This is a genomic window from Pseudoalteromonas sp. MER144-MNA-CIBAN-0113 (assembly GCF_040308965.1).
GTDB lineage: Bacteria > Pseudomonadota > Gammaproteobacteria > Enterobacterales > Alteromonadaceae > Pseudoalteromonas > Pseudoalteromonas tetraodonis.
The window spans coordinates 1-24361 of record NZ_JBEOOG010000004.1 but is presented as its reverse complement, the minus strand read 5'-3'; the positions used below and the strand labels follow the sequence as shown (position 1 = coordinate 24361).

24 protein-coding genes and 1 pseudogene are annotated in these 24361 nt (G+C 42.2%); 18 read left to right on the top strand and 7 right to left on the bottom strand.

Going from position 1 to position 24361, the window contains the following annotated elements; all coding sequences use genetic code 11:
• Positions 1 to 2: 2 nt before the first annotated feature.
• From AAEY57_RS01910 to AAEY57_RS01900, 3 genes are read left to right on the top strand one after another with little or no spacing between them, the layout of a single operon-like run.
• Positions 3 to 1352: a sigma 54-interacting transcriptional regulator gene (locus AAEY57_RS01910; protein WP_013465725.1), complete on the top strand. Its 1350-nt coding sequence runs from the start codon at positions 3 to 5 to the stop codon at positions 1350 to 1352.
• Between the two features lie 24 nt (positions 1353 to 1376).
• A complete protein-coding gene (locus AAEY57_RS01905; protein WP_350605962.1) occupies positions 1377 to 1877 on the top strand; it encodes a DUF1543 domain-containing protein in 501 nt (166 codons plus the stop codon).
• A 26-nt stretch (positions 1878 to 1903) separates the two neighbouring features.
• Positions 1904 to 3055 carry a murein transglycosylase domain-containing protein gene (locus AAEY57_RS01900; RefSeq protein WP_350605960.1) on the top strand — a complete coding sequence of 384 codons (1152 nt, stop codon included), beginning with the start codon at positions 1904 to 1906 and terminating at the stop codon, positions 3053 to 3055.
• Positions 3056 to 3060: 5 nt separating this feature from the next.
• Here AAEY57_RS01900 and AAEY57_RS01895 read toward each other — a convergent pair whose 3' ends face one another.
• Positions 3061 to 3279: a hypothetical protein gene (locus AAEY57_RS01895; RefSeq protein ID WP_036981490.1), complete on the bottom strand. Its 219-nt coding sequence runs from the start codon at positions 3277 to 3279 to the stop codon at positions 3061 to 3063.
• Between the two features lie 135 nt (positions 3280 to 3414).
• On the opposite strand from AAEY57_RS01895, the gene AAEY57_RS01890 reads away from it, so the two are divergent.
• Positions 3415 to 4656, top strand: coding sequence for a multifunctional CCA addition/repair protein (locus AAEY57_RS01890; RefSeq protein ID WP_350605957.1), 1242 nt, complete (start codon positions 3415 to 3417; stop codon positions 4654 to 4656).
• 18 nt (positions 4657 to 4674) lie between these two features.
• On the opposite strand, the gene AAEY57_RS01885 is transcribed toward AAEY57_RS01890, so the two are convergent.
• The 3 genes from AAEY57_RS01885 to pdsR form a co-directional block, all read right to left on the bottom strand.
• Positions 4675 to 4830 carry a hypothetical protein gene (locus AAEY57_RS01885; RefSeq protein WP_350605954.1) on the bottom strand — a complete coding sequence of 52 codons (156 nt, stop codon included), beginning with the start codon at positions 4828 to 4830 and terminating at the stop codon, positions 4675 to 4677.
• Between the two features lie 132 nt (positions 4831 to 4962).
• Positions 4963 to 7098 carry a proteobacterial dedicated sortase system histidine kinase gene (gene pdsS / locus AAEY57_RS01880; RefSeq protein WP_350605952.1) on the bottom strand — a complete coding sequence of 712 codons (2136 nt, stop codon included), beginning with the start codon at positions 7096 to 7098 and terminating at the stop codon, positions 4963 to 4965.
• The gene (gene pdsR, locus AAEY57_RS01875; RefSeq protein ID WP_215521799.1) at positions 7092 to 7787 is read right to left on the bottom strand and encodes a proteobacterial dedicated sortase system response regulator; all 696 of its coding nucleotides are present in this window, start codon (positions 7785 to 7787) and stop codon (positions 7092 to 7094) included. Before pdsR ends, pdsS begins: the two co-directional genes overlap by 7 nt.
• Before the next feature lie 228 nt (positions 7788 to 8015).
• Between pdsR and pdsO the strand changes: the two genes are divergently transcribed.
• The 3 genes from pdsO to AAEY57_RS01860 are packed head-to-tail and all read left to right on the top strand — an operon-like array spanning position 8016 to position 11369.
• Positions 8016 to 8741 carry a sortase-associated OmpA-like protein PdsO gene (gene pdsO, locus AAEY57_RS01870; RefSeq protein ID WP_138686708.1) on the top strand — a complete coding sequence of 242 codons (726 nt, stop codon included), beginning with the start codon at positions 8016 to 8018 and terminating at the stop codon, positions 8739 to 8741.
• A 25-nt stretch (positions 8742 to 8766) separates the two neighbouring features.
• A complete protein-coding gene (locus tag AAEY57_RS01865; protein ID WP_350605948.1) occupies positions 8767 to 10767 on the top strand; it encodes a marine proteobacterial sortase target protein in 2001 nt (666 codons plus the stop codon).
• Positions 10764 to 11369: a class GN sortase gene (locus AAEY57_RS01860; protein WP_350605946.1), complete on the top strand. Its 606-nt coding sequence runs from the start codon at positions 10764 to 10766 to the stop codon at positions 11367 to 11369. Before AAEY57_RS01865 ends, AAEY57_RS01860 begins: the two co-directional genes overlap by 4 nt.
• Here AAEY57_RS01860 and AAEY57_RS01855 read toward each other — a convergent pair.
• Positions 11264 to 12223 (bottom strand): DMT family transporter, encoded by a 960-nt coding sequence (locus AAEY57_RS01855; RefSeq protein ID WP_350605943.1) that lies wholly within the window; start codon positions 12221 to 12223, stop codon positions 11264 to 11266. The two genes, AAEY57_RS01860 and AAEY57_RS01855, sit on opposite strands and share 106 nt — an antisense overlap.
• Before the next feature lie 131 nt (positions 12224 to 12354).
• Here AAEY57_RS01855 and proB point away from each other — a divergent pair, with 131 nt between their 5' ends.
• From proB to gltX, 3 genes are all read left to right on the top strand, one after another.
• A complete protein-coding gene (gene proB, locus AAEY57_RS01850; RefSeq protein ID WP_350605941.1) occupies positions 12355 to 13458 on the top strand; it encodes a glutamate 5-kinase in 1104 nt (367 codons plus the stop codon).
• A gap of 106 nt (positions 13459 to 13564) precedes the next feature.
• Complete coding sequence (locus AAEY57_RS01845) at positions 13565 to 13924, top strand: glutaredoxin family protein (protein WP_350605939.1); 360 nt, start codon at positions 13565 to 13567, stop codon at positions 13922 to 13924.
• Positions 13925 to 13974: 50 nt separating this feature from the next.
• Complete coding sequence (gene gltX / locus AAEY57_RS01840) at positions 13975 to 15459, top strand: glutamate--tRNA ligase (protein ID WP_008111109.1); 1485 nt, start codon at positions 13975 to 13977, stop codon at positions 15457 to 15459.
• Positions 15460 to 15516: 57 nt separating this feature from the next.
• On the opposite strand, the gene AAEY57_RS01835 is transcribed toward gltX, so the two are convergent.
• Together AAEY57_RS01835 and AAEY57_RS01830 are read right to left on the bottom strand one after the other, a co-directional pair.
• Positions 15517 to 16368: a CPBP family intramembrane glutamic endopeptidase gene (locus AAEY57_RS01835; RefSeq protein ID WP_350605936.1), complete on the bottom strand. Its 852-nt coding sequence runs from the start codon at positions 16366 to 16368 to the stop codon at positions 15517 to 15519.
• Between the two features lie 87 nt (positions 16369 to 16455).
• Positions 16456 to 16851: a hypothetical protein gene (locus tag AAEY57_RS01830; protein ID WP_350605933.1), complete on the bottom strand. Its 396-nt coding sequence runs from the start codon at positions 16849 to 16851 to the stop codon at positions 16456 to 16458.
• Between the two features lie 155 nt (positions 16852 to 17006).
• Between AAEY57_RS01830 and AAEY57_RS01825 the strand changes: the two genes are divergently transcribed.
• The 8 genes and pseudogenes from AAEY57_RS01825 to AAEY57_RS01790 all read left to right on the top strand — a co-directional run bounded on the left by AAEY57_RS01825 (position 17007) and on the right by AAEY57_RS01790 (position 23839).
• The gene (locus tag AAEY57_RS01825; protein ID WP_016900441.1) at positions 17007 to 17711 is read left to right on the top strand and encodes a DUF3581 domain-containing protein; all 705 of its coding nucleotides are present in this window, start codon (positions 17007 to 17009) and stop codon (positions 17709 to 17711) included.
• A gap of 91 nt (positions 17712 to 17802) precedes the next feature.
• A complete protein-coding gene (locus AAEY57_RS01820; protein ID WP_036956563.1) occupies positions 17803 to 19050 on the top strand; it encodes a DEAD/DEAH box helicase in 1248 nt (415 codons plus the stop codon).
• Positions 19051 to 19249: 199 nt separating this feature from the next.
• A complete protein-coding gene (locus AAEY57_RS01815) occupies positions 19250 to 19612 on the top strand; it encodes a hypothetical protein (RefSeq protein WP_249928746.1) in 363 nt (120 codons plus the stop codon).
• 379 nt (positions 19613 to 19991) lie between these two features.
• The gene (locus AAEY57_RS01810) at positions 19992 to 21296 is read left to right on the top strand and encodes a glycosyltransferase (protein WP_350605929.1); all 1305 of its coding nucleotides are present in this window, start codon (positions 19992 to 19994) and stop codon (positions 21294 to 21296) included.
• A gap of 72 nt (positions 21297 to 21368) precedes the next feature.
• A pseudogene (locus AAEY57_RS01805) lies at positions 21369 to 21656 on the top strand (PAAR domain-containing protein); the annotation flags it as partial.
• Between the two features lie 915 nt (positions 21657 to 22571).
• Positions 22572 to 23078 carry a hypothetical protein gene (locus tag AAEY57_RS01800; protein ID WP_024602319.1) on the top strand — a complete coding sequence of 169 codons (507 nt, stop codon included), beginning with the start codon at positions 22572 to 22574 and terminating at the stop codon, positions 23076 to 23078.
• 127 nt (positions 23079 to 23205) lie between these two features.
• Complete coding sequence (locus AAEY57_RS01795) at positions 23206 to 23469, top strand: DUF6966 domain-containing protein (protein WP_024602320.1); 264 nt, start codon at positions 23206 to 23208, stop codon at positions 23467 to 23469.
• A gap of 130 nt (positions 23470 to 23599) precedes the next feature.
• Positions 23600 to 23839, top strand: a complete 240-nt coding sequence (locus AAEY57_RS01790) for a hypothetical protein (protein ID WP_350605926.1) — start codon at positions 23600 to 23602, stop codon at positions 23837 to 23839.
• Positions 23840 to 24361 lie beyond the last annotated feature (522 nt).

The following is a 24361-nucleotide window of genomic DNA, read 5'->3' as shown; positions in this document are numbered from 1 at the left end:
CTATGTCAGTCACACTTCCATCAAGTGCTAAAGTTTTACTCGTTGATGATGATGCCAGCTTGCTGCAATTACTGGCGATTCGAATTCAATCAAAGGGTTATGAAGTAACGACCTGTGATAGTGGTATGAACGCATTACAACTACTTAAAAACCAAGTGTTTGATGCGGTGATCACCGATTTAAGAATGGATGAAATGGACGGCATGGCGCTTCACCGACAGTTGCAAAACCGCTACCCTGCGTTGCCTGTTATTATGATGACGGCTCATGGATCTATCCCTGATGCGGTAGAGGCCACCAAGCAAGGTATTTTTGCCTTTATCACAAAACCCGTTGATAAAGATGAGCTATTTGACAGCCTAGCCAAAGCCATTGAGATACATGGGGTTAATAATGATGAAGTCGCCCCGCAAAGTAATATTGTCACCCGCAGTGGCGCTATGCTGCATTTGTTGGAGCAAGTGAAACTATTAGGGCCTACACAAGTTAACGTGCTTATTTCTGGTGCCAGCGGTACCGGTAAAGAGTTGCTTGCGCAGGCGATTCATCAGCATAGCCATGTTAGTGATGGCCCATTTGTGGCAATAAACTGTGGGGCCGTGCCTGGTGAGCTATTAGAATCAGAGCTATTTGGTCACAAAAAAGGGGCATTTACTGGCGCAGTAAAAGATCACCAAGGCCTATTTCAGCAAGCGCAAGGCGGTACCTTATTTTTAGATGAGATTGGTGATATGCCGCTTAATTTACAAGTTAAGTTGTTGCGTGTGCTGCAAGAAAAAACCATTCGCCCAGTGGGCTTTCAAGAAGAAATTCCTATTAATGTGCGAATTGTTTCTGCAACCCACAAAAACCTGCCTGAAGCGATTAGTAATCAACAGTTTAGAGAAGATTTATACTACCGGTTAAACGTCGTAAACTTAAAGCTGCCCCCGCTGTGTGAACGCCGTGAAGATATTAGCTTATTAGCCAACTTTTTTAGTGCCAACATCGCAAAGCGTATGGAGCAAAAAGAAAAGCGCTTTGCAAACGATGCCATGCATGCCCTAGTAAGGTATGATTGGCCAGGTAATATACGTCAATTACAAAATGTAGTGGAGCAGGTGGTTGCGTTGACTCCTAGTGAGGTTATATCTGAACATTTAGTGCTTAGTGCCCTAAACAGTAATGAAAGTAACGTTGAGCCATTATCACTTAATGAAGCTAAAAAAGAATTTGAACGAGACTATGTAATTAATACCCTGAAAATGGCAGGGGGCAATGTGGCGGAAGGCGCCAAACTTGCCAAGCGTAATCGTTCTGATTTTTATAAGTTGATTAAAAAGCATGAAATTGACGTAGATAGTTTAATTTAATTTGGTTTTTAAAAGGAAGTGAGCATGCAGTTATTCATGGTGTATTTAGGTGGACGCATTCAAGGTTGTCACATAGAAATGCACGACGTACGCTTTGTGGTAGGCCAAAATATTGAGCAAACCTATACCAAACTAAAAAGCCAATGGGTGGGTGATAAAAACAGTGTACACATGGATAGCTACATGGCAGTTAATCACATTGATGGTTATAAAATCGAGGTGGTTGATAGTTATATAGAGCAAAATAAGCAACTTTATTTTGTTAACTTAGGTGCTTACAGAAGCGACTCAATGGCAGAGCAACACGACTTTGCTTTGTATGTTGCCAGTAGTAGTGAAGAAGCGAAACAACGCGCTAAAAATGACTTATTAGCAGGGCTGAGTCATCTTCATAAAGATGATTTATATGATGTTGATGACTGCTTTGCGATTGATTTACTCGATAGTCAGCTTAATATTAAGCTAACCCCAAGCGGCCAAGCACAACCAATTAAACCTGACTGGTTTGGTTATCATGTATTATAGTTGCTAAGCATTTGTTTGGATATTGTGTGAAAAAGTATGCGTTTATACTTTTGCTAGTTGGCTTAAGTGGCTGTAAATCACTGTCGGGTTTACCGCCCGTTGTTGATTTAAATAAACTGGTAAAGCAAGTAAAAAACGACCCGACTAATGTGGTTGCAATTCACAAGCAAGCTCAAAAAACACAGCGCTCTATTAAAGCGCAGGTTGGTAGCGTAAAGCAGCTTTTAGCCGCATTAGAAAGCGTTGTTGGGCGCAAGTGGGGTAAGCAAAATACGCAACAGCCTAGTGCAAAAAAATACGTTAAATACAGCAATGATTATCAAGCTCGTGCCATTATTGATTTTGAGCAAGGCACTGTAAAAGTAGAAACCATCGCGTTAAAAAATACAATAAGCTTGTTACAGCAGGCCATTGTTATGACCCTACTGACCTCCAGCGACCCCGATAAAACCGATATTTTTACCAGCGAAGCCCCCATATTAGAAGGCGAACCGTTTTTATATCAACAAGTACTCGACCAAGATAAGTTACCAATAAAATACTCTTGGCGGGCGAATCGGTTTGCTCGATATTTAGTGAGTAATCGCTTACAAAAAAGGCGTCAGTATGGGCATCTTATTTCGTCGGTTAGCTTTGATTTAGTGGAGCAAAACACCCATTTAAGAAAGCAAAAGTACAGTGCTTATGTGCTGGCGGCTGCAAAAAAATATCAAATATCGGCAGCACTTATTTATGCCATTATTGAAACCGAAAGTAGCTTTAATCCACATGCGGTGAGCTCATCAAACGCCTATGGATTAATGCAAGTGATACCGGCTACCGCAGGGCGCGATGTATACCAAAAAATAAAAAAAGTACCTGGGCAGCCAACCAAAGCAGTATTGTTTAATCCAAAATATAATATCGATATAGGCAGCGCCTATTTAAGTATTTTAAAAAATAACTACTTAAACAAAATTAGTACCGACAAAAGTAAGCACTTTGCCATGATCTCGTCTTATAACGGCGGGGCGGGTAATGTACTGCGCATATTTAATAAAAATAGAAGTGTGGCGTTTTCACAAATAAACCAGCTTACTGCAAGCCAGTTTTATAATATTCTCACCACTAAGCACTCACGTGCAGAATCAAGACGCTATTTATACAAAGTCACTAAAGCAGAAAAAAACTATCAGTAACTTATTTACTCATCATTTTCTTGTTGTTCACTTTTGGCTGCCATTTTAAAGGCTACTATTACTAAGCCAAACATAGCAAATGGGATTGCAGCTAACAAATACTCAACCAAATGGCTGTCTTGAAAATTAGCCTGTAGCAAGAAATGCCCTGCAACACACATAATAATAACCACCAAAAGGATGGGCAGTAACATAAGTTCTTTTTTTGCTGAGTGGTTTTTCATTCGCTGTTAGGTATTAAAAAATAATGCGCTATTGTAATGAGCTTAATAAAGCTTGGCAAACAACACAGATTTTTTAATGACTATTAGGTATGATTAACATCAAAGAAAAGCTTAAAAGTAGTGGTTGGGAATAAAGTGCAACAGAGTTTAAAGCAAGTTTACCTAGTGGGTGGAGCAGTGCGAGATAAACTGCTAAACATACAATCAAAAGATAATGACTATGTTGTTATTGGTGAAACGCCAGAGACAATGGAAGCGCTCGGATTTTTACCCATTGGCAGCGATTTTCCGGTTTACTTACACCCAAACACTAAAGAAGAATATGCACTAGGGCGCACTGAGCGTAAAAGTGGTAAAGGTTATACCGGCTTTGTGGTGGATGCCAGCCCAAACGTAACTCTTGAAGAAGATTTAGCACGCCGAGATTTAACCATTAACTCTATGGCACTAGATGAAAACGGCACTATTATTGATCCATTTAATGGTCAAGCTGATTTAAAAAATAAAATACTGCGTCACACCACCCAAGCATTTGTAGAAGACCCTGTTCGGGTATTGCGTATTGCTCGCTTTTTAGCCCGTTATGGTAGTGACTGGTCTATTCATCCAAGTACTACTGCATTAATGCATGAGCTTAAAAATAAAGGCGAGTTGGAACATCTAGTACCAGAGCGAGTCTGGCTTGAAACAGAAAAAGCGCTTGGTGAAAAGCATCCTGAGCTTTATTTCCAAGCATTAGATGGGTTAGGTATTTTTCCTGAAATTGAACAGATGAAAAACACTCCGCAGCCGGCAAATCATCACCCCGAGGGCGATGTGTTTGTCCATACCATGCTAGTGCTTAGACGAGCAGCCGATTTAGGCTTTAACCTAGAAACGCGGTTTGCCGCCTTAACCCATGATTTTGGTAAAGCACTAAGCTATAAAAAACGCGGTAATTTACGCGGCCATGAACGTGAAGGGGTTGCTGTAGTTGAGGCGTTTTGTGAACGTTTAAAAGTACCTAATCGCTTTCGTGATATAGGCGTGCTTACCAGTGATAACCATACCCTTTGTCACACACTTGAACAGTTAAGACCGCAAACTATTCATAAATTAATCGTCACTAATTTAAATGCGCTAGTGCATCCAGAGCGTTTTATTGCTTTTACTCAAGCGTGCCAGTGTGATGCACAAGGACGAGGCGAAACGCTGGTGGATAAGCCCTATCCACAAGCCGCTAAATTACGTGCTATTCACAACGAACTACAAAAAATGGATAAAAAACAGATAGTGCAAGACGCGCTTAAAAGCGGCAAAAAGGGCCCTGAAATAGGCGAAACGGTCAAGCAGGCAGAAATAGACTGTATTAAAGCGTTTTTACAGCTTAATGGCTAACTTGTAAGGTTTGTGTAGTTAAGCACTACGAGCTAAAGCCTCAGCTTGCATGGCTTGTTTATTACTTACCTTGTGCTTTTTAGTCGCGCCCTGTTGAGCATGGTTATTGGCTACATTAGGACGATATAAATCGAGAATAAACTCTATTTCTTCGGGTTCTAGTAACTTTTTCATTTTGACTCCTCCTAGGTGAGTAGACTAAGACTGAGCGAATGAATTAAAAGTGAATCGTTACACTTGAGTGTGAATTAAATTGTAACTGCAAAGCTTTAAAATAAAGCGGTTTATAATTAAACCGCTTTTTGTTTAATTATTTAAAGGCAGGTTCACGGTAAACACCACCCCATTGCCTTGCTCATTATTGTGCGCCGTTACTGTGCCTTTGTGGTAATCACATACCAGTCTGACAATATAAAGCCCTAAGCCTAAATGCGGTTGTTGCTGCATTTGTTGGCTGCGCACCGATACCATAGAATCAAAAATATGTTCAGTAAGTCCCTCAGGCAATAAAGTACCTGTATTACTTACCGTTAATGTTGCTTTGCTTTCATTTTGCTTAAGGCTGACTTCAATTGCTGTGTTAGCTTCACTAAATTCCAAGGCATTATTAATTAGCTTATCGAGCAGTTGCGCTATAAATTCAGGGGCACCTTGCATCAACAGTGTGCTTTGGCAAATGTTGAGTGTAAATAACTGGTTAGGATAAGTAAGTTGGTAGCCCTGCATACAGCCACTAATCACTTTTTGTAAATCAAACGACTCCGGCTCATTGCTTTGAATACTTTGCTCAAGGCGGGTTGCCTCGCTCATGGTGGTAATTATTTTTCCTAAGCGCTCAACCCCTTCGCTAGCACGTTCAAGGTATTTTTGACTCAGTTCACTTTGCTGCAAGCTTTGTAAGTTTTCAAGAGATGAACGGACAACCGCAACCGGTGTGCGCAGCTCGTGAGATAAGCGCGACGACATATTTTCTAAATAATCGGTATAGCCACCAAGTCGGCTCACTATATTTGAAAAGCTACGCGACAGGTCGCCAATTTCGTCATTGGCATCGCTGTAATTTATATGACCTGTTACTCGTCCTTGCGCATCAATGGCTTGCTCTGCTGTGTCTCGCAGTCGTCTAATACGGCTCGATATACGCGAAGCAAAAAAGAACAAAGTGACTGTGCCAATTAACATGACCGCTAAAATCACATTAAATAGTTTTTCCAGCGATTTATTACGCAGTGTACGCACGCCATTGGTGGTTTCTTCAGCTATAACTGCTCCAATCACCTTATCCTCAATCCAAATAGGATACGCAGCCGATAATATCACCGCTTTATTGTCGGGGGTGAGTCGCCACGACGATGCGGATTGGCCTTTGAGTGCTTTGGCTAAATGAGTGCCTTGCATTGAGGCGACATCGTGTAGGGTGTCTATAAACTCATCTTCGGGACGGGTTAAAATTTTATAGTACAAAGGATGCAAATAGGTTTGTTCAAAGCGTTGCCATGCGGTTTTTGGCGCTTGATTTTTTAGCCCATCAGCCCATACGCCATCGGCATTTTGAATACTGCCCGATTGCGCTAAAACACGGTGATGATTATCGACCACCCAAATGCGACTGCCGCTGTGGCCCATGCCTTTTAATATACGGTTTATCTCAGGGGAGGGCACCAGTACTGAGCCTAAATCATTTGGGTTATTTAAGTTGGATGTAGACATGATATTAGGTGTTTGGTTTGGTTGTTTACTATCAACATCGGCAATGGCAAACCCCAGTTTATTGCCAAGCATGCTCAAAGGAAAGCGCAGTTCAAGGTTGTAACCTGTTTCAGTTTGTTTAAAAAAGCCCTGAATTTTAGTAAAAGGCATTTTACTGTTGGCATCAAATGCGTTGACCCAGCCATCTTGGCGCGGAGCAATAATATAAGTATTAAATAGCCCATCAGGATTTTTTAGACCAATTTTTATGTAATCGTTATTGGTAATGCTGAGGCTGTTTTTAGCACGGTAAATTACAGTGTCATCTGTGACTTTAAATAAAGCATATAAGTAATTATCAAACTTACCCACCATGTGCTCAAATGATAAGTCGCTCAGTTGATGGTTATCATTGGCTGTTTGTAAGTAGCGTTTATCATAAAGCCAAAACAGCGATTGATAAGCGTCCCAGTCGTTGAGTTTGCCATCGAGCTGAATCGGGCTTTTTAAATTATAAGCATAGAGATCGCGACCTTTTACAACTTGATCTAAAAAGTTGGTTTGTTCGTCAAATAAAGCGGGGCGTTCATGCAGGGCCGTGGCCAGTGCGCGTGTAGTGCCTACCAACGTTTTTTCTTGGCCTTGGCGTAAAAACTTTTCCATTTCCCATACATATTCGTAGCCAAGCCATGGCAACAAAAACAAAAAGCACGAAAGTAGGATAAATTTACTGCGTAGGCCAAATCTCAGCATGTGGGTTGCTCCCACCTATAGCCCATGCCATACACGGTATCTATACAGTCAAACTGGCTATCGAGTGCTATAAACTTTTTACGAATACGTTTTACATGCGAGGTAATGGTGCTGTCGTCTACATAAATTTTAGCATCACTCATTAAATCGTTACGGCTTTTAACGTGCCCTGGTCGCTGGGCGAGTGAGTGCAGCATCCAAAATTCAGTTACGGTTAAATCAACTAACTGGTGTTGCCAAAGCACCTGCATACGTTGCGTATCGAGCGTTAGTTGGCCGCGTGTTATCAGTGCGTTAGCATCGGCGGGTTGCTCTAATGCTTCCATACGGCGAAATAGCGCGCCAATACGCGCAGCTAAATGGGCTAAGCTAATATCTTTGGTTAAGTAGTCGTCGGCGCCCATGCGCAGGCCACATACGGTGTCTATTTCGCTGTCGCGAGCGGTTAAAAAAATAATCGGTAAGGTTTTAGACAGTGAACGCAGTGTTTGGCACAGTAAAAAGCCGCCATCTATTTCATGGCCTAAACCAATATCAACAATGGCTAAATCGGGAAGCGCTTCTTTAAAGGCCGCTTCTGCTTGAGCGCGGTTTTCATAACCACTCACCTGATAGCCTTGAGCGCTCAGCATTTCTATGTAGTTTTCGCGGATTGCGGTTTCATCTTCAATGATAGCTATTTTCTTCATTTTTATTAATTACTCATATTGACTTAGGCGCACTATAGCGAAGTTTTTGCGCTAAGTACGGTTAAAAACACAATTGCCATTTTTTTGCCACAATTGCTCAGCAGTTTGTCATTTTTGATCCCCTTTGTTGCCACTTCATGGTGTTTTAATACAACTATTGAAATTACAGATACAACGCAAGTGCCAACCAATAGCTTGCCAACCATTATTAATAGTAAGGAATAGACCATGAAGAAAACATTAATCGCACTCACACTTGTTAGCACTTTTTGTACGCCAGTATTTGCCGCGGATACTCCATCGAAAGAAGCAAAAAAGGAAACCATAGTCGGCCTAAGCACCGGTGCCATTATTGGTGGCGTTGTTGGTGGGCCTATTGGCGCGTTTGTAGGTGCATTTGCTGGTGGCTTAATTGGCGATGCCAAGGTGGCTGAGCAAACTATTGCCGAGCAGCAACAAGCTTTAACAGTTATGGCAGAGAAAACCAACGACTACCAACATGTTCTTAATCATAACAGCCACCTAGAGGCGCAACTTGAGCTGCTGGCTCAGCAAAATGAGCAACTAACGCAATCACAGCTTAATAATTTATTGGCGATGACAGTGCAATTTAAAACAGGCTCTAGCGATATTGCTCCTCATTTTGCCAAGCAGCTTGATCAATTGGTAGCGTTATTAAAAAGCCAACCGCAACTCGCGCTTGATTTAAGTGGCTTTGCCGATCAGCGTGGTGAAGAGCAAGCAAACTTATTACTTTCAAAAGCCAGAGTAAACGCCGTACAAAGTTACTTAATTAAACAAGGTGTAAGCCATACACGTTTAAGCGCACAAGCATTTGGCGAGCAGCAAAGCATAGCAAACAGTAACACCCTTGAAGATAACTTTTTTGACAGACGCGTTACTCTCACTACCCGTGCGTTAAATCAGTCAAGTAATCAAACAGCAAGCAATTAACAGCGTGCGTTCGAGGGAGTGATTTATGTTGAGTAAACCCACCAAAGTGCTTACCAAGGTAAGCCTTTTTATTTTTATTATTATCGTGCTTTTGGCCAGCTTTAAAAGCCATGCACAGTCGCCAAAACTATCTTTGTTTGATAGCCAAGGAGTGGCGGTTAACCCTGGGGTTATTTTAAAAAGCGATGCAAAAATGACCCTAACAGGGCTAATTAATCATGTTGTAGTAACGCAGCACTACATAAATGAAAATCCTTTTGCAGTAAATGCACGTTATGCTTTTCCTTTACCCGATGAAAGTGCCGTGCAAGCAATGACCATGCGTATTGGTGAGCGAGTGATTCACGGTAAAATAGCAAAAAAACACCAAGCAGAAAAACAGTATCAAGCTGCCAAGCAAGCAGGGAAGCAGGCCTCTTTGGTTCGTCAGCAGCGTGCAAATATGTTTATTACAAATGTGGCGAATATAGGGCCTGGTGAAGAGATTGTTATAACGCTTGAATATCAAGAGATTATTGATTACCAGCATGGAACCTTTGCGATTCATTTTCCAACCACAATAACGCCACGCTATCATGCAACAACAGGGAAACTGAACGAAGAGCAAGATAAGCGTACGGTAAAAAGTGATCATACATCTTCGTTTACTCCACAAGGATGGTTAAGCCCTATTTATACAAAGCAAACCAATGAGGCGGCTAATGCCAGCGATTTAAGCTTAACAATTAACATGGATATAGGCTTAGAATTGGTTGATATAAACGCTAAGTACCATCAGGTAAATATTGGAAACTCTGCGTTTGGGCAATACAGCATTGTGCTAAAACCACAGCAAGCAATAAATAAAGATTTTGTACTGGAGTTTAAGCCACTACAAAAAGCGCAAGCTCAAGCCGCACTTTTTACTCAGCAAGCAAAAAATGGTGAGCAGTTTGCGTTAGCGATGTTGATGCCGCCAAGCGATCAGTTTACCCAGTCTGAGCGTTTGCCGCGTGAAATGGTGTTTGTGGTTGATACCTCGGGCTCTATGCATGGGCAGTCTATGGAGCAAGCTAAAAAAGCATTGTTTTACGCACTCTCGTTACTTGATAGTGATGATAGCTTTAATATTATTGGCTTTAATAATCAGGTTACTGCCATGAGTGATACCCCTTTGGTTGCTAGTGACTTTAATTTACGCCGTGCAAGGCGTTTTATTTATAACTTGCAAGCCGACGGTGGTACTGAAATACAAGGTGCGCTTGATGCCGTACTTAATGGTGCGCAGTTTGAGGGTTTTGTACGCCAAGTGGTGTTTTTAACCGATGGTAGCGTGAGTAACGAAGATCAGTTATTTAAAAGTATTGCGCGCACTTTAGGTGACAGCCGCTTATTTACCGTCGGTATTGGTAGCGCACCTAATCGCTTTTTTATGCGCCGCGCTGCTGATATAGGTAAGGGGTCTTATACCTTTATTGGTAGCACCTTTGATGTGCAGCCAAAAATGCAGCAGTTGTTTGATAAACTCGCTCACCCGGCGATGACTAATTTAGCGTTAACAAATACAAATGGAGATAGCTTAGATTTTTGGCCCTCCCCATTACCGGATCTGTATTTTGCTGAGCCTATTATGGTGGCTATTAAATTAGATAATACCAATACAATTACTTTTACTGGGCAAACAACACATGGGGAGTTTAAGGTTAAGCTTAATTCGCAAGCAAGCTCAAAAGCCACAGGAATTGATAAGCTCTGGGCACGTCAAAAAATAAAGTCATTATTGCTATACAACCAACAAAGTGAAGTAAAACAGCAAGTGCAGCAACTTGCGCTTGAGCATCAGTTACTTAGCCCATTTACTGCGTTTATTGCCATAGAAGAGAGCACCATTAAAGAAGTTGCTAAACAAACTACACAAGTGGCTAATTCAATGCCGCAAGGAATGAGTATGCGCTTGCCGCAAACTGATGGGCAAAGCAAAATGCATATTGTGTTTGGAGCTTTAATGCTACTAGGTGGCCTGTTGTTAGTAAGGCGCTGTAAATGAAAAAGTGGTTGAGCATAGGTTTACTAGCCTTAGGACTGACCTTATTTGGTCATGGTGCATATATGCAGGCAAAGGCATGGCTTGCACAAGTGTTAATAGAGCAAGCATGGCAAACAGCCCTTAAATCACCCAATAAAAAAATTAAGCCGTGGTTTTATGCTGATAGTTACCCAGTGGCACAAATAATATGGCCAAAGCATAATAAACGACTAACCGTGCTTAATGGTGCAAGTGGTAGAAACTTAGCGTTTGCGCCGAGCCACTTTTTACCAGCTGGGGAGTTAGGTGGGGCTGATGTTGGTAACTCGCAAGGAGCACTTATTGCTGGCCACAACGATACCCACTTTGCGTTTTTAAAAAACGCTAAAGTGGGGGAGCAATTTTCTCTACAACTTAAAAATGGCCAAGTGCAGCATTATTCAGTAACACACGTTGAGGTAATTAATCAGTACAACACCGATTTTTTGCAGCAATCAGGGTTGTATTTATTAACCTGTTACCCTTTTGATTCACTGGCCTCGGGTACCGATTTAAGATGGTTAGTGTCGGCAGAAATATTCTCACCCGAAGTTGAGTTAGGAATATCGACCACTAGTTCTTGATGGCGTTGACTAATCATTACGCCTATAAACACCACAAATATGCTGATCCACTGGCCAAGAGTCAGTACTTCGTTGAGGATAATGGCTGACAAAATTAAAGTGAAAATAGGGATTAAATTAGAGTAAGCCGCGGCGGTTAATACCGACACTTTACTAATCGCATAGTTGTACATGCCGTACCCACCCAAAGTAACACAAGAGCCTAAGTACAATATGCTCATTAGTGCGGTTAAATCGTGTTGGTTTTCACTGGGTAGGTCAATAAATAGTAAAAACGGAGCAAAAAACAAACTACCACTCACGCCTTGCAGAGCAATCAATGTGAGTGGGGAGTAGCGGTTAGCTAAATGCTTTATACACACGGTATAAAATGCAGCGCACACCATGGCCATTAATTCTAAAAAATTCCCTAATAACGGGTTTGGTGCTTGGCTTGAACTGGGTGAAAGTAGGGTCAGTAAAATACTGCCGCCAATGCACAGTGTAAAACCCACCACAATAGCTTTACTAATGTATTCTTTGAGCATAAAAAAGGCTAATAACGCCACAATAATAGGTAAGCAAGACACAATAACCCCCGCCTGAGAGGCTGAGGTGTACTCCATTGCGTGGCCTTCAAATAAAAAGTACAAGCAAGGCTCTGCCAGCGACATACCTAATAAATACTTCCAATCGCCTTTTAAATATTCAAAACGAATTACGTAACGCCACAAACATAACGAAATCAGTAAAGTGGTGAGCATACGCAAAAATATCACCAAGGCCGGATCATAAATCGCAATCGCGTATTTAAGTGCAATAAAGGAGCTACCCCACAAAAAGGTGGCAATAATTAAACATAAACTGGCAGGCATAAGGTGTAATTTAATCGGTTGAATATAGTGCGATCCTAGCACGGCGACGGTGTGATTGAATATTTTTTACTTGTTCAAAAATACCGAACTGGTATAAATAAATTCATCATTTATTGCACTAAGTAAAAAACATGCAAAGGGAACAGGTCGTAGTTGTAAAGCTAGGTACAAGCGTACTCACTGGCGGTACCGATAAGTTAGACAAAGCACATATGGTGGAACTTGTTCGCCAATGCTGTGAGCTAAAAAAGCAAGGTCACCAGGTTATTTTAGTTTCTAGTGGTGCGGTTGCCGCAGGTCGCGAACAGCTATTAAAACCCTGTGGGCGCACATTAATAGACAAACAAATGTTGGCCGCCATTGGACAGGGGCAGCTCATTCATATTTGGCAAAGCTTATTTGCGTTGTATGGTGTTAACGTGGGGCAAATGCTACTAACGCGCGCGGATGTTGACGACAGAGAGCGTTATTTAAATGCCCGCGATACCCTCAATGCCCTATTAAATTACGATGTAGTACCGATCATTAATGAAAATGACGCAGTTGCTACTAGCGAAATAAAAGTAGGTGACAACGATAACTTGTCGGCATTGGTGGCTATTTTAGCCAATGCCGATAAGTTACTGCTACTGACCGACCAACAAGGGTTATTCACCAGCGATCCGCGCACCGACATTAACGCCACCTTGATTGACGAAGTTACCCATATTAATGATGAGTTACGCCAACTTGCGGGTGGCAGCGGTACGAACCTAGGCACAGGGGGTATGGCAACCAAATTACAGGCCGCAGATATTGCCAGAAGAGCTGGGGTTGAGGTGATTATTGCCAAAGGCGCGGATGAAAATGTGATTTTAAAATGCATGAGCGAGCAACTACCAGGCACCCGTTTTTTAAAACTTACCGCGCCTAAAGATGGTCGAAAAAAATGGTTATTGGCAGGGCCTAAAAGTAGTGGCCAAATTTTAATTGATGCCGGTGCGGTGCATGCATTGCAATCTAAGGGGGCTAGTTTACTTGCTAAAGGTATTACGCGTGCAATAGGTGAATTTGAACGTGGAGATTTAATTAACTTAATTGATGTAAACCAGCAAATTATTGCACGGGGGTTAACGCGCTTTAGCCATCTTGAAATCGATAAAATAAAAGGCGCACATTCTAATCAAATCAGCCAGTTACTTGATTACGATAGCGGCGTGGAAGTGCTACACAGAGATGATATGGTGGTGTTGTAATTAAGCACTTTTTTAACGATATAGCGCAACGTATAATCCGCTTATAGTGTTGCGCTTTTTTGTGTTAAAATCTTGCACCTTAAATTTGTTGTAAAGAGTATTGAAGATGAAATTAGTTCGCTGGGTTTTAGGTTGTATCATCTTATTTTTTAATTTTGTTTTTACGCCGCGTAGCAAAAAACGTGATCCGCAAGAGCAAACTAAGCTTGATCAGCAAACCGCACAATTTAAGCTCTATCAATTCAAAGCATGCCCTTTTTGTGTAAAAGTGCGCCGTTCAATTAAGCGTGAAGGCTTAAAAATTGAAACACGCGATGCAAAAAATGATGAGCAATACCGCCAAGAGCTATTAGACCAAGGCGGAAAAGTTAAAGTACCTTGTTTACGTATTGAGCAAGATGGCCAAGTAAAATGGCTTTATGAATCAAACGATATTATTGCTTACTTAAACAAAGTAGCCGCTTAAAATATTTATTGGTATTTCATACCATCTCACTTATTAAAAGAGACATTACCATGACAATTCGTACCCGTGTTGCTCCGTCGCCAACTGGTGACCCGCATCTTGGCACCGCTTACATTGCCTTATTTAACTACTGTTTTGCTAAACAGCAAGGCGGTGAATTTGTACTTCGTATTGAAGATACTGACCAAGTTCGCAGCACACCTGAATCTGAACAAGCCATCATGGATAGCTTACGCTGGTTAGGCCTTGAATGGGATCATGGTCCTGATGTAGGTGGTGAGTTTGGTCCATACCGTCAATCTGAACGCAGTGATTTATATAAAAAATACGCTCATCAGTTAGTTGAAGACGGCAAAGCATTCTACTGTTTCGCAACCAGCGAAGAACTGGACCAAATGCGTGAAGAGCAAATGGCCGAAGGTCTGCGTCCTAAATACGATGGTCGTGGCTTAAACCATACAGAAGACGAAATTAAAGCAAACCTAGCTGCTGGTAAGCCGTACGTTATTCGTATGAAAATCCCAAGCGAAGGTACCTTTAAGTTTAACGATTACCTACGCGACGAAATTGAGATCCCGTGGGAAAACGTAGACATGCAAGTGCTATTAAAAGCGGATGGTTTTCCAACGTACTTTTTAGCTAACGTGGTGGATGATCACCATATGCAAATTAGCCACATTTTCCGTGGTGAAGAGTGGATAAACTCAGCGCCTAAGCTATTAAAACTGTATGAAGATTTTGGTTGGGAAGCACCGGTACTAGGTCACTTACCATTATTGCGTAATCCAGATAAATCAAAACTGTCTAAGCGTAAAAATCCAACGTCTATTAATTACTACAAAGAAATGGGTTACTTACCAGAAGCGGTACTAAACTACTTAGGCCGTATGGGTTGGTCAATGCCTGATGAGCGTGAAAAGTTCACCCTTAATGAAATGATTGAACATTTTGACATGAAGCGTGTATCGCTTGGTGGCCCAGTATTCGACGTAGACAAGTTAAGCTGGTTAAACGGTATGTGGATCCGCGAAAACTTAACTGATGCAGAGCTAATGCAGCGTTTTGTTGACTGGAAATTTAATGGCGACATGCTGGCTAAAGTCTTACCTGAAGCTAAAACGCGTATAAATACACTCTCTGACATGGTTGATTTAGCAGGGCACTTTGTAGGCGGCATCCCGACTTACGACCCAGCGCTATTAACAGCCGGTAAAGCTGATGAAGATGTTATTCGCCAAGCATTACAATTTTTTGTATGGCAGTTAGAAGGCTTACGTAGCTTTGAAAAGCCAGCTATTTTTGCAATTGCAAAAGAAGTAGCCACTTTCCACGAGCTTAAAATTAAAGACTTCTTAGAGCCTATATTTGTGGCTATTACCGGCAAAACATCATCAACTTCGGTATTAGATGCAATGGAAATTTTAGGATCTGACCTATCGCGTGCACGTTTACGTGTTGCGCTTGCCCATTTAGGTATTTCTAAAAAGCAGGCTAAAAAGATAGAACGCGCATACCGCGATTACCCAAGTGCGTAATCGCGTATACAGATTCAAAAGCCGCTTAATTTAAGCGGCTTTTTTGTGCCTGTAATTCTAAGATGGAGTTGCCAGCATAGGGTAAGTAAATAAGAAAAAATGAAACACGTTAACGAGCCAATGACATAAAATGGCCCATTCTAATCGGCTTGTTTTATAGTAAATATAGCCATAACCAAAACCTGCAACGGCCGCCACAAGCATATAATGAGTACCCGCTGAAAAGTGTGCCAGTGAAAATACACAAGTACTGATCACCGGTGCGAGCAGTGCAAACCTGCTCGGGGTTATTAGTTTTGAAAGCTTAGTTTGTATCACTCCCCTAAATAATGCCTCTTCTGCAACGCAGGTAAAAAGTAGGTTGATAGCTATAAATAACAACCAAAATTCAGGTACTTTTGGCGCAAATTCAACAAGGCCCAATATTAAAGCAGTTATAAGCGCCGCTAAAATGGTGATAGTTATAATTAAAATAGGGTGGCCGATAGTCACTGGCTTTATCGTTTTGTTTTTTGCAAAAAAATAAGCGCTCAGCATTAAACCCGCTAATGCTTTATCAAAATTAGCATACAGGGTAAATGCAATTGCGTTACTGGTGACTTGTTCATTAACAACAATTGGCAGGTTATTAAAACCCGCAAACCAATGTAAGGCTAACCCGAGGGAGGTCGTTAAAAATAAAGACGTTAGAACATTACGTTTTAACGCTGAGGTTGCCAATAGCGTAAAGTGAAACAATCCTACATAAACAGCTATAACAGCAACCGCGTTTAAATTTATATATTCTTGATAATAGGCAGTAATAACACTTAGCAGCAATAAGTATTGCCATAATGGTTGGCGAAATACAGTGAGTTTACACTGTGGGAAAACACATAAAATAGCGGCAGCTAAAAAGTAAAAAGTCATTGGCAAATACAGCTTGTTGTTTGATAGGGGAAATAAGAAAAAACGAATTACATAGCGTTATAGTCTCAATTAGATAATTTTGAGCTATTAATAATTATAGGCTTGTCCGCTACAAATAACGGCTAAATCACAATTGTAGCGGGATACTGATTGGCACTGCTCTAGTGTAAATGCATTGCCACCTAAAGAAAGCACATCGTTTTTAAGGGATTCTATAGCTTGTGATTTCAAACGGTTATAGCTAATTGAGGATGTTCGCGTATCATCTGAAACATCGCAGCTTTCGCCTTTTATTCCACCAAGGGGGCTTGCACCTCTATCGAGAGCGTCCTGAACACTGTAAAACTGCTCTAGGCCACGTTTTTTAATGTGGCTTGAAACGTGTTCTGATAAAACCTCGTCGTCGATATTGGTTGTGTAAGTAACGTTATTACAGCCAATTAAAAATGAAACCGCGCATATTAATAAAGAAAAATACTTCATTAGTTAATCCCTTAAACTCGTATTTGCCTAATTTACTTAGTAAATTAGCGAGTTGCAAATTATCATTTTTCGCCTTTATTAAACAGATTCGACCTCTCAAGATTTTTTTCTGGTAGTATAGCTAGGTTATAAGCAGTTTAAGCAGTGAACACACTATGTTAAGTCCTTACTATCAGCAGCATGCTGATTATGTTTCAATTTCTCGTGAGCAAGGTTGTCGCTTTGCTAAATGTGTAGCAGACGACTACAACCCGCTTCATGATAAAGACGCTAAAAAGTTTTGCGCACCAGGAGACTTACTTTTTTCTCTAGTGTTAGACCGCTATGGCATTAGTGAGCGAATGGAGTTTACCTTTGCCGGTATGGTTGATGAAAATACCAAGCTAAATTTTCCAGAACAACCTGGAGAAGAGTTTGATGTAAACCATGGCGAAAAAGTAATTTTAAAGGTTAAACGCGACGGTAAAACCAGTAAATGCCCAACACTTACAAACAGTTTAATAAAAAATTATGTTGAGTTCTCAGGTGCTGCGTTCCCGCATGTAATTATTCCTTTAATGGGCAAGCAAGAGGTAATGATAAACCCTGCGCGCCCTATGATTATTTATGAATCAATGATCATTAATCTTAATAACATTGATATTAAATCACCGACCCTAGAGTTTGCAGAGCCAAGTTTTGAATACGCTGGTAAACGCGGCAAAATAACCTTGCGCTTTAATTTATTAGAAAACGGCGAAAAGGTGGGTTTTGGTGAAAAACACATGGTGGTATCGGGTATTCGTGAATACTGTCAAAGCACCGTAGATGATTTAATTGCATTTTATAATGAGCGTAAAGCCACATTAAAACCGGCTTAAATACTTCATTTTACTTAGGCGCTATTTAGCGCCTTTTTTATTACTTAAGCTCAGGTATAATAGCGTTCTTTGTTATTTTAAAGCCAAGCTTATGTCTGCCACATCGTTCTCATCACTAGCCCTAGACCCGTTACTATTAACGGCAATAGAGCAAAATAATTACACTACGCCTACCGCCATTCAGCACAAAACGATACCGCCAATTTTAGCGGGCAAAGACGTTATGGGCAGCGCTCAAACTGGTACTGGTAAAACAGCCGCTTTTGTTTTGCCGCTATTACATAAGCTTTTAAATACCGCTAAAAAAGACGAACCAGGCATTGCCCGTGTGGTTATTTTAACGCCCACTAGGGAGCTTGCTCAGCAAGTATTTGCAAGCTTTGAAAAATACGCACAAGGTACAGATATAAAAGGTGCACTTGCCTATGGTGGCGCAAGTATTGGCCCACAAATTAAAGCGCTTAAAACAGCACAAGTAATAGTGGCAACGCCAGGGCGCTTACTTGATCACATAGTGAAGGGCAGTGTGGTGCTTTCAAGCGTGGACTCTTTGGTGTTTGATGAAGCAGACCGTATGCTTGATATGGGTTTTATTGACGAAATTAGACGAATACTGCGTCATATCCCAGGCGATCGTCAAACCTTACTGTTTTCAGCCACCTTTGATGACAGTGTATTTGAGTTAAGTAAAAAATTACTTAAAGACCCTGAGCTTATTGAAGTCGATAAGCGCAACTCTGCTGCTGTAGAGGTTGAACAAGTTATTTACGCAGTAGATGAAGACAGAAAGCGCGAGCTGGTATCGCACATGATTGGCATGAAAAACTGGCGCCAAGTGCTTATATTCACCCGCACAAAACAAATGGCCGATAAGCTTGCCAAAGAAATGTGTAAAGATGGTTTAAAAACCGAATCTATTCATGGTGATAAATCGCAAGGTGCCCGCGACCGCGCATTACAAAACTTCAAAGAAGGCAGTACGCGTGTTTTAGTGGCCACCGATGTAGCGGCGCGCGGTTTAGACATACCGGCACTTAAATACGTAATTAACTTTGAATTGCCATACATAGCTGAAGATTATGTGCATCGTATTGGCCGTACAGGGCGTGCTGGCGAGCAAGGTTTAGCGATGTCATTAGTGAGCTTAGATGAGCAATGGCTGCTTGAAGAAATTGAAGTATTGCTTGATACCCGCTTAACACCACAATGGCTTGAAGGCTACGAGCCCGACTTAAATAAGCCACCCAAAGATAACCGCAAAAACACTAACAAAGCGCGTAAAGATCGCGATAAAAAACGTATTACAGGCCAAAGAGCGCCAAATAGAAGACGTAAATAAAAGCGTTCAGTTTTTAGCTATCAGTTGTCAGTAAAAAGAGCCCAACACGGCGTTAAATTTAGCGCCGTGGTTTGCTGCATCTTCTTAATTCACTACCTCTCCCTGTTAGTTCTTTTTAGCACACAGCTTAAGTGTTAAGTCATTGTATTGTTTACATGTAATCAATAAAGTGTAATTATTTTGTCGAGAATGAAATCAGGTGATTGAAGCGAAAAATATAAAAAAGGAAGTGAAATTGGATTATCTCAATTGGTTGAAAAAGGAATATGCTGAGCTAGGTAATGTGTCAGACGAAACTATTAATGCTCATATAAACTCAGCAAAAATGGACTCTCAGCTATTTAGGGAGTTTATCAAAGTCTTAGGGTTTTTAATTTTTGTGGTTCCATTCAATTTGTATCTATCTATTTCAGGGGTGGTCATTTTTAATAGTATTTACTATTGGCTTATTGTGATCTTTTCGAGTTTTATTGGAGTTCTTGTTGCATTATATTGCGAGCAAACCTTAATTAAAAAACAGCTTAAAAAAACAATCCGCGATAAACACAGTAATAAAATATAAATTTAAAAAGAAATTGACCGGCCAATTACATTATAAAAATAAAAAGGCAAGCCATATAGGTGTAGTAGCTCATATCTGATCTTACAGCTGAGGAGAATTAGTTTAGACTTCACCTGACAAGCTGCTATGAGCGATAACCGGTCATTGAAAGTGGCTAAATATCGTCGTTAATTGATTGGTTAAGCTGTTCTTTGCGCATATATTCATGAAAATGAGCGACGCGCGCATTATTGCTCTATTAAACTTTACTTAAAATTCTAGAAAAATTAGTCATAGTAATACATTAGGTTATTTGTTAAAACTATATCATGCAGAAAAATGAGTGTTTAGTCGGCAGAAATATGCGCGATGAGCGCACTATTAAAATGTTAGGCTAAACATGAACATACTTATACTGACCTACGGAACCCGAGGCGATGTGCAGCCATATATTGCCTTGGGGCAAGGCTTGAAGCGGGCTGGGCATTGCGTCACGTTAGCCACGAGTTCACGATTTGAAGAGGATATCGAACTTGCTGGGCTGCAATACGCATTCATGAACGACGGTATGCTGAGGTTGTTGGATGCACCAGAAGATCAAGGCGCATTGGAAGATACAAACAATATATTTCAAGTCGTAAAGCGCACGCTAGGCTTACTCAAAAAAATTGGCCCAATCCAACGTGCCCTTGCGGACGAGAGCTGGGCCGCAGCAGAAAAATCTCAGCCTGACATCATTGTGTTTCACCCTAAAGCGTTTACCGCCCCCGATATCGCTGAAAAGCTCGGTGTTCCTGTTGTACTGGCGCTGGTAGTACCCGGCTTAGTGCCTACGGCTAAATATCCAAATATGATGCTGCCACGGCTGAGGTTGGGCGGGTGGTATAACAGACTCTCCTATAGCTTTGTTAATAGACTGATTGGGTTGTCGGTGGCTAAGTATGCTCGAGCTTGGCGCAAAGCAAATCAACTGCCTAAAGGAAAGCGGTTTAGCCTTTTACATACCGCCGATGGCACATTAATTCCGGTTATTCATGGCTTTAGTCACTTGGCACTACCACGACCTGACGACTGGCCCCAAACCGCCAGCATTTGTGGTTATTGGCATACCCAAGATGATGACGATTATGAACCTTCACCAGAGCTTTCGACCTTTTTGGAGACAGGTCCGCCGCCTGTGTATGTTGGCTTTGGATCCATGACAGGGCGTGACCCCGAACGCCTAGCACGTATCGTCATTGAGGCACTGCAAAGCGCAGGCGTGCGGGGGATTCTGGCAACAGGCTGGGGCGGTATGGAAATTAAGGCTTTGCCGCAGGGAATGATTGCGGTTGATCAAGTGCCTCACTCATGGTTATTTTCTCGCGTGTGTGGAGTGGTTCACCACGGCGGCGCTGGAACCACGGCTGCTGCCTTACGGGCAGGCAAGCCTTCAATTGTTATTCCATTTTTTGGTGATCAACCCTTTTGGGGAAATCGTGTGCATTCGCTGGGCGCCGGAGCAGCTCCTATTCCATTGAAAAAGCTGACGGTGGAAAGACTAGCGGCAGGTATTAGAGAGGTAACCACAAATCAAACTATAATCGAACATGCCGCCGCGCTGGGAGCTAATTTGCGAGAAGAACACGGCGTGGAGAAAGCTGTTGCAATAATTGAAAGCCTAGTAGCCAAGCCTAACCAGGCATTGCAGCGGACAAGCCGCTGAATGCGGCGTTATGGCCTCGCAGCCTGATAATTCCGGTATAATCCTGCCCTTTCAAATGACAAGGAATGTTTCATGAGTAAACCCGCTGCCCGATTGGGCGATATGCACGTCTGTCCCAAAGTTGAACCCGGCCCGGTGCCCCATGTGGGCGGCCCAATTGTACAGGGTTCGACCAATGTGATTATCGGCGGCATGCCCGCCGCCCGCGTCGGCGATATGGCCGTCTGCGTTGGGCCGCCTGACAAAGCCGCCTCAGGCACATCTACTGTCTTGATCAATGGCAAACCCGCTGCCCGCATGGGCGATTCCTGCGGCCACGGAGGAAAGATTGTCATTGGCTGCCCGACGGTACTGATTGGCGATAGTGGTGGTTCTGGTGGCGGCGCTGTCGCGCCCGCCACTAGCGACAGCCATCTGCCTCAATCCCCGCAAAACAAAGAAGAAACTTTACAACGCATGGAGCAGGCCACAAAAAAAGTACAGGAATGCCGCCAAGCCAAACAGGAGCTTCCGCGCTCCCCATACAGTACGGCCGATAAGGCGCGTATTGTCGATGAGGGATTAAGCGATAAGTTTATCGTGCGTGTCATTGAGTCCAAATACGCGGGTGATAGCGGTACCATTGGCTATATGCCAGAGGGAGCAACCACCGCCACCTACTGGACAACCACTTACACACAACTAGAGCATGCCGATAAGGACGCTGAACTGATTACCAAGGCCGTTGGTATTGATTACAACCCCGAGGCCGATTACACCTTATTGCTTATTGACCAAGAACAGGCCAACGCCAAAGGCGATATGGTGAGTTTTATTCCCACCTATGGCAATTTAAGCGAGTTTTCACAAAAAGAAATTGCCGATGAATTTGAAGGCCGTGAATACCTCATCGAGCCCTGCATGACACCGGAATACAGCGAAGCCTATGAGCATATTCATGGCACCGCTAAGCGTAAAGGTGTAGACCTTAATAATAAACAGCAATTTAACAAGCACGCCAAAAGCCTCGGCTTCGATGAAGATCAGACTGTGTTGCTGGATATGCGCCACCAAATGAACAAAAAGCTCGGTGCTAACGAACAGTTTTTGGGTAACGGTATGACCAAGGACAATACCGCCAATAACCCGGTTACGCCCTTTGGTGAACCTAAGACCGGCCAAGACTATGGCCCACTGGAAACCTTCACCTACGATAAAAACCCTCAAACATTGGGCAAGCTGGAAAAAGACGGCATTGTTACCCGCATTCCACTGAATAAGTCCTAAGGAACAAACATGAAGCAATTTAATGAGATAGACCCCTTAACCATTTCCCAAGACCCCCGTGTGGTTGCCAGCATTCAAGATGACCGAAACCCTAATATTACTTATTACTTCTTAATTGATGCCGATCACTTAATATTGGCAACTGCTGACTACTTCACCGACCTTGAGACACAAGAAAGTGAATGGCTGCATTACCAAATCGAATTCCCCAAGCGCGGCTTACAGTGGTACTTGGATACCTTGCAGCACAAATTCTTTAAAACCGAGGCTGAAGGCGGCCTGCCCAAAGGCCAGTTTCATGATAAAACTGAAATTGACGGTGAGCGACTAAAGCTTGGGCGTGCTTTCAACGCCGACGGTAACGGCGGGGGCGGGTATTCTTTTGTGACCCTTGATCGTAAAGAGAGCTATGGTTCGGCAAAAGAGCACACCTTCACTGACGCGTTTTTATTCAAAGGCGGGTTGATTCAGATTCTGCTAGATATTGCCGGTAAAATTAAGGCTGGTCAGCTATAAAAAGCCATAACAAACGCAAGCAGCCGGATATTTATTCCGGCGCTTGGCTTGTGCTTATCGCTACGCTAGCACAAGCCAATCCCCTCCATAAATACCGCTGTTGCGGGCGTTACTGTATTTGAGAGTTATGGAATTAAACGAAGCAATCACATCTTACAATGAGCTATTAGGCAAATACGGTGTTCGCAATTGGAGGCTTAGTGATGTTCGTTCTGCGTCATCAGCACGAACTGTACTTAAAAAGTTTGGAGGAATGGGAAGTATAAATGATTTATATATTTGTTTTGCCAATGGTCACAATATAAATCCAGATCAAGAAGCAGCAGTAAATAGTGAGCTTCATGAATTATTAGAGTGTATTTATCAGCATTGTAAAGCAAAGGCTAAGTAGTGAGAGATACATCACAAAGTTAAAAAGTTTAGGTACCCACGCACTTCGTGCTGGTCCTACGTAAACTGTTACGTTTTTTGTTTCCAAAAACACCGCCGTTGCCAAAGGCGTTATAAATCTAGGAATCATTATGAAATGGCCTACAACTGAACAATGCTATGCGGCAATGGCAAAACTCGCTGAGTATTATATGGAAGGTGAGAAGCTGGACTATTGGATGGATTTGATTTGTAGTGGAGTTGCTAAGGACGTTTTCCCTCCAGGCAAAGGCTTCCTTGTAGATATATATGAAGCAAGGATGTCCACGGATAAGCCTGAGCTTGAAGACTACTTGGAATTGCACCAGCTTATTTGTAGCGTATGTGTGTAGCTAAGTTAGATTTATAACCAGCGTATTAAGAGTAGACGGTGAACAGATGGCTGCTTTTTTTCACTAATTTTAGTCAACTGCTTCTTTAGTCAACTGCTTCCGCTGCTTACACAGGCGTTACCACTGTCTGCAAATGGCACAAAGCAGTCACTGGTAACGTTAACGCGGTAAGTTGGACTGTTTCTGATAAATTCATCATTTTTGTCGGATGGCGTTGCTCCGCCACTTATCCGACCTACGTCAAAATGTAGGTTGGTTAAGCCGAAGGCGCCACCCAACAGGCTTTCAAATTCACTTTTTATCCGCTCATAGCACAAATGCGACCATCAGCTTTGATAAAGTCCTACAGTTCAAACCTGATAGATCAAGTTAGTACTTATTAAAATAAACGAAGCTAACTACTTGAACTGGATTATTTTATGTCGCTTATCATTGTTGCCTGAACCCTGAACCCTGAACCCTGAACCCTGAACCCTGAACCCTGAACCCTGAACCCTGAACCCTGAACCCTGAACCCTGAAC

Excerpts from the sequence above, each read along its gene's own strand:
- AAEY57_RS01910 (WP_013465725.1), top strand. The coding sequence starts at position 3 with ATGTCAGTCACACTTCCATCAAGTGCTAAAGTTTTACTCGTTGATGAT.
- AAEY57_RS01905 (WP_350605962.1), top strand. The coding sequence starts at position 1,377 with ATGCAGTTATTCATGGTGTATTTAGGTGGACGCATTCAAGGTTGTCAC.
- AAEY57_RS01895 (WP_036981490.1), bottom strand. The coding sequence starts at position 3,279 with ATGAAAAACCACTCAGCAAAAAAAGAACTTATGTTACTGCCCATCCTT.
- AAEY57_RS01885 (WP_350605954.1), bottom strand. The coding sequence starts at position 4,830 with ATGAAAAAGTTACTAGAACCCGAAGAAATAGAGTTTATTCTCGATTTA.
- pdsS (WP_350605952.1), bottom strand. The coding sequence starts at position 7,098 with ATGCTGAGATTTGGCCTACGCAGTAAATTTATCCTACTTTCGTGCTTT.
- pdsR (WP_215521799.1), bottom strand. The coding sequence starts at position 7,787 with ATGAAGAAAATAGCTATCATTGAAGATGAAACCGCAATCCGCGAAAAC.
- pdsO (WP_138686708.1), top strand. The coding sequence starts at position 8,016 with ATGAAGAAAACATTAATCGCACTCACACTTGTTAGCACTTTTTGTACG.
- AAEY57_RS01865 (WP_350605948.1), top strand. The coding sequence starts at position 8,767 with ATGTTGAGTAAACCCACCAAAGTGCTTACCAAGGTAAGCCTTTTTATT.
- AAEY57_RS01860 (WP_350605946.1), top strand. The coding sequence starts at position 10,764 with ATGAAAAAGTGGTTGAGCATAGGTTTACTAGCCTTAGGACTGACCTTA.
- AAEY57_RS01855 (WP_350605943.1), bottom strand. The coding sequence starts at position 12,223 with ATGCCTGCCAGTTTATGTTTAATTATTGCCACCTTTTTGTGGGGTAGC.
- proB (WP_350605941.1), top strand. The coding sequence starts at position 12,355 with ATGCAAAGGGAACAGGTCGTAGTTGTAAAGCTAGGTACAAGCGTACTC.
- AAEY57_RS01845 (WP_350605939.1), top strand. The coding sequence starts at position 13,565 with ATGAAATTAGTTCGCTGGGTTTTAGGTTGTATCATCTTATTTTTTAAT.
- gltX (WP_008111109.1), top strand. The coding sequence starts at position 13,975 with ATGACAATTCGTACCCGTGTTGCTCCGTCGCCAACTGGTGACCCGCAT.
- AAEY57_RS01835 (WP_350605936.1), bottom strand. The coding sequence starts at position 16,368 with ATGACTTTTTACTTTTTAGCTGCCGCTATTTTATGTGTTTTCCCACAG.
- AAEY57_RS01830 (WP_350605933.1), bottom strand. The coding sequence starts at position 16,851 with ATGAAGTATTTTTCTTTATTAATATGCGCGGTTTCATTTTTAATTGGC.
- AAEY57_RS01825 (WP_016900441.1), top strand. The coding sequence starts at position 17,007 with ATGTTAAGTCCTTACTATCAGCAGCATGCTGATTATGTTTCAATTTCT.
- AAEY57_RS01820 (WP_036956563.1), top strand. The coding sequence starts at position 17,803 with ATGTCTGCCACATCGTTCTCATCACTAGCCCTAGACCCGTTACTATTA.
- AAEY57_RS01810 (WP_350605929.1), top strand. The coding sequence starts at position 19,992 with ATGAACATACTTATACTGACCTACGGAACCCGAGGCGATGTGCAGCCA.
- AAEY57_RS01800 (WP_024602319.1), top strand. The coding sequence starts at position 22,572 with ATGAAGCAATTTAATGAGATAGACCCCTTAACCATTTCCCAAGACCCC.
- AAEY57_RS01795 (WP_024602320.1), top strand. The coding sequence starts at position 23,206 with ATGGAATTAAACGAAGCAATCACATCTTACAATGAGCTATTAGGCAAA.
- AAEY57_RS01790 (WP_350605926.1), top strand. The coding sequence starts at position 23,600 with ATGAAATGGCCTACAACTGAACAATGCTATGCGGCAATGGCAAAACTC.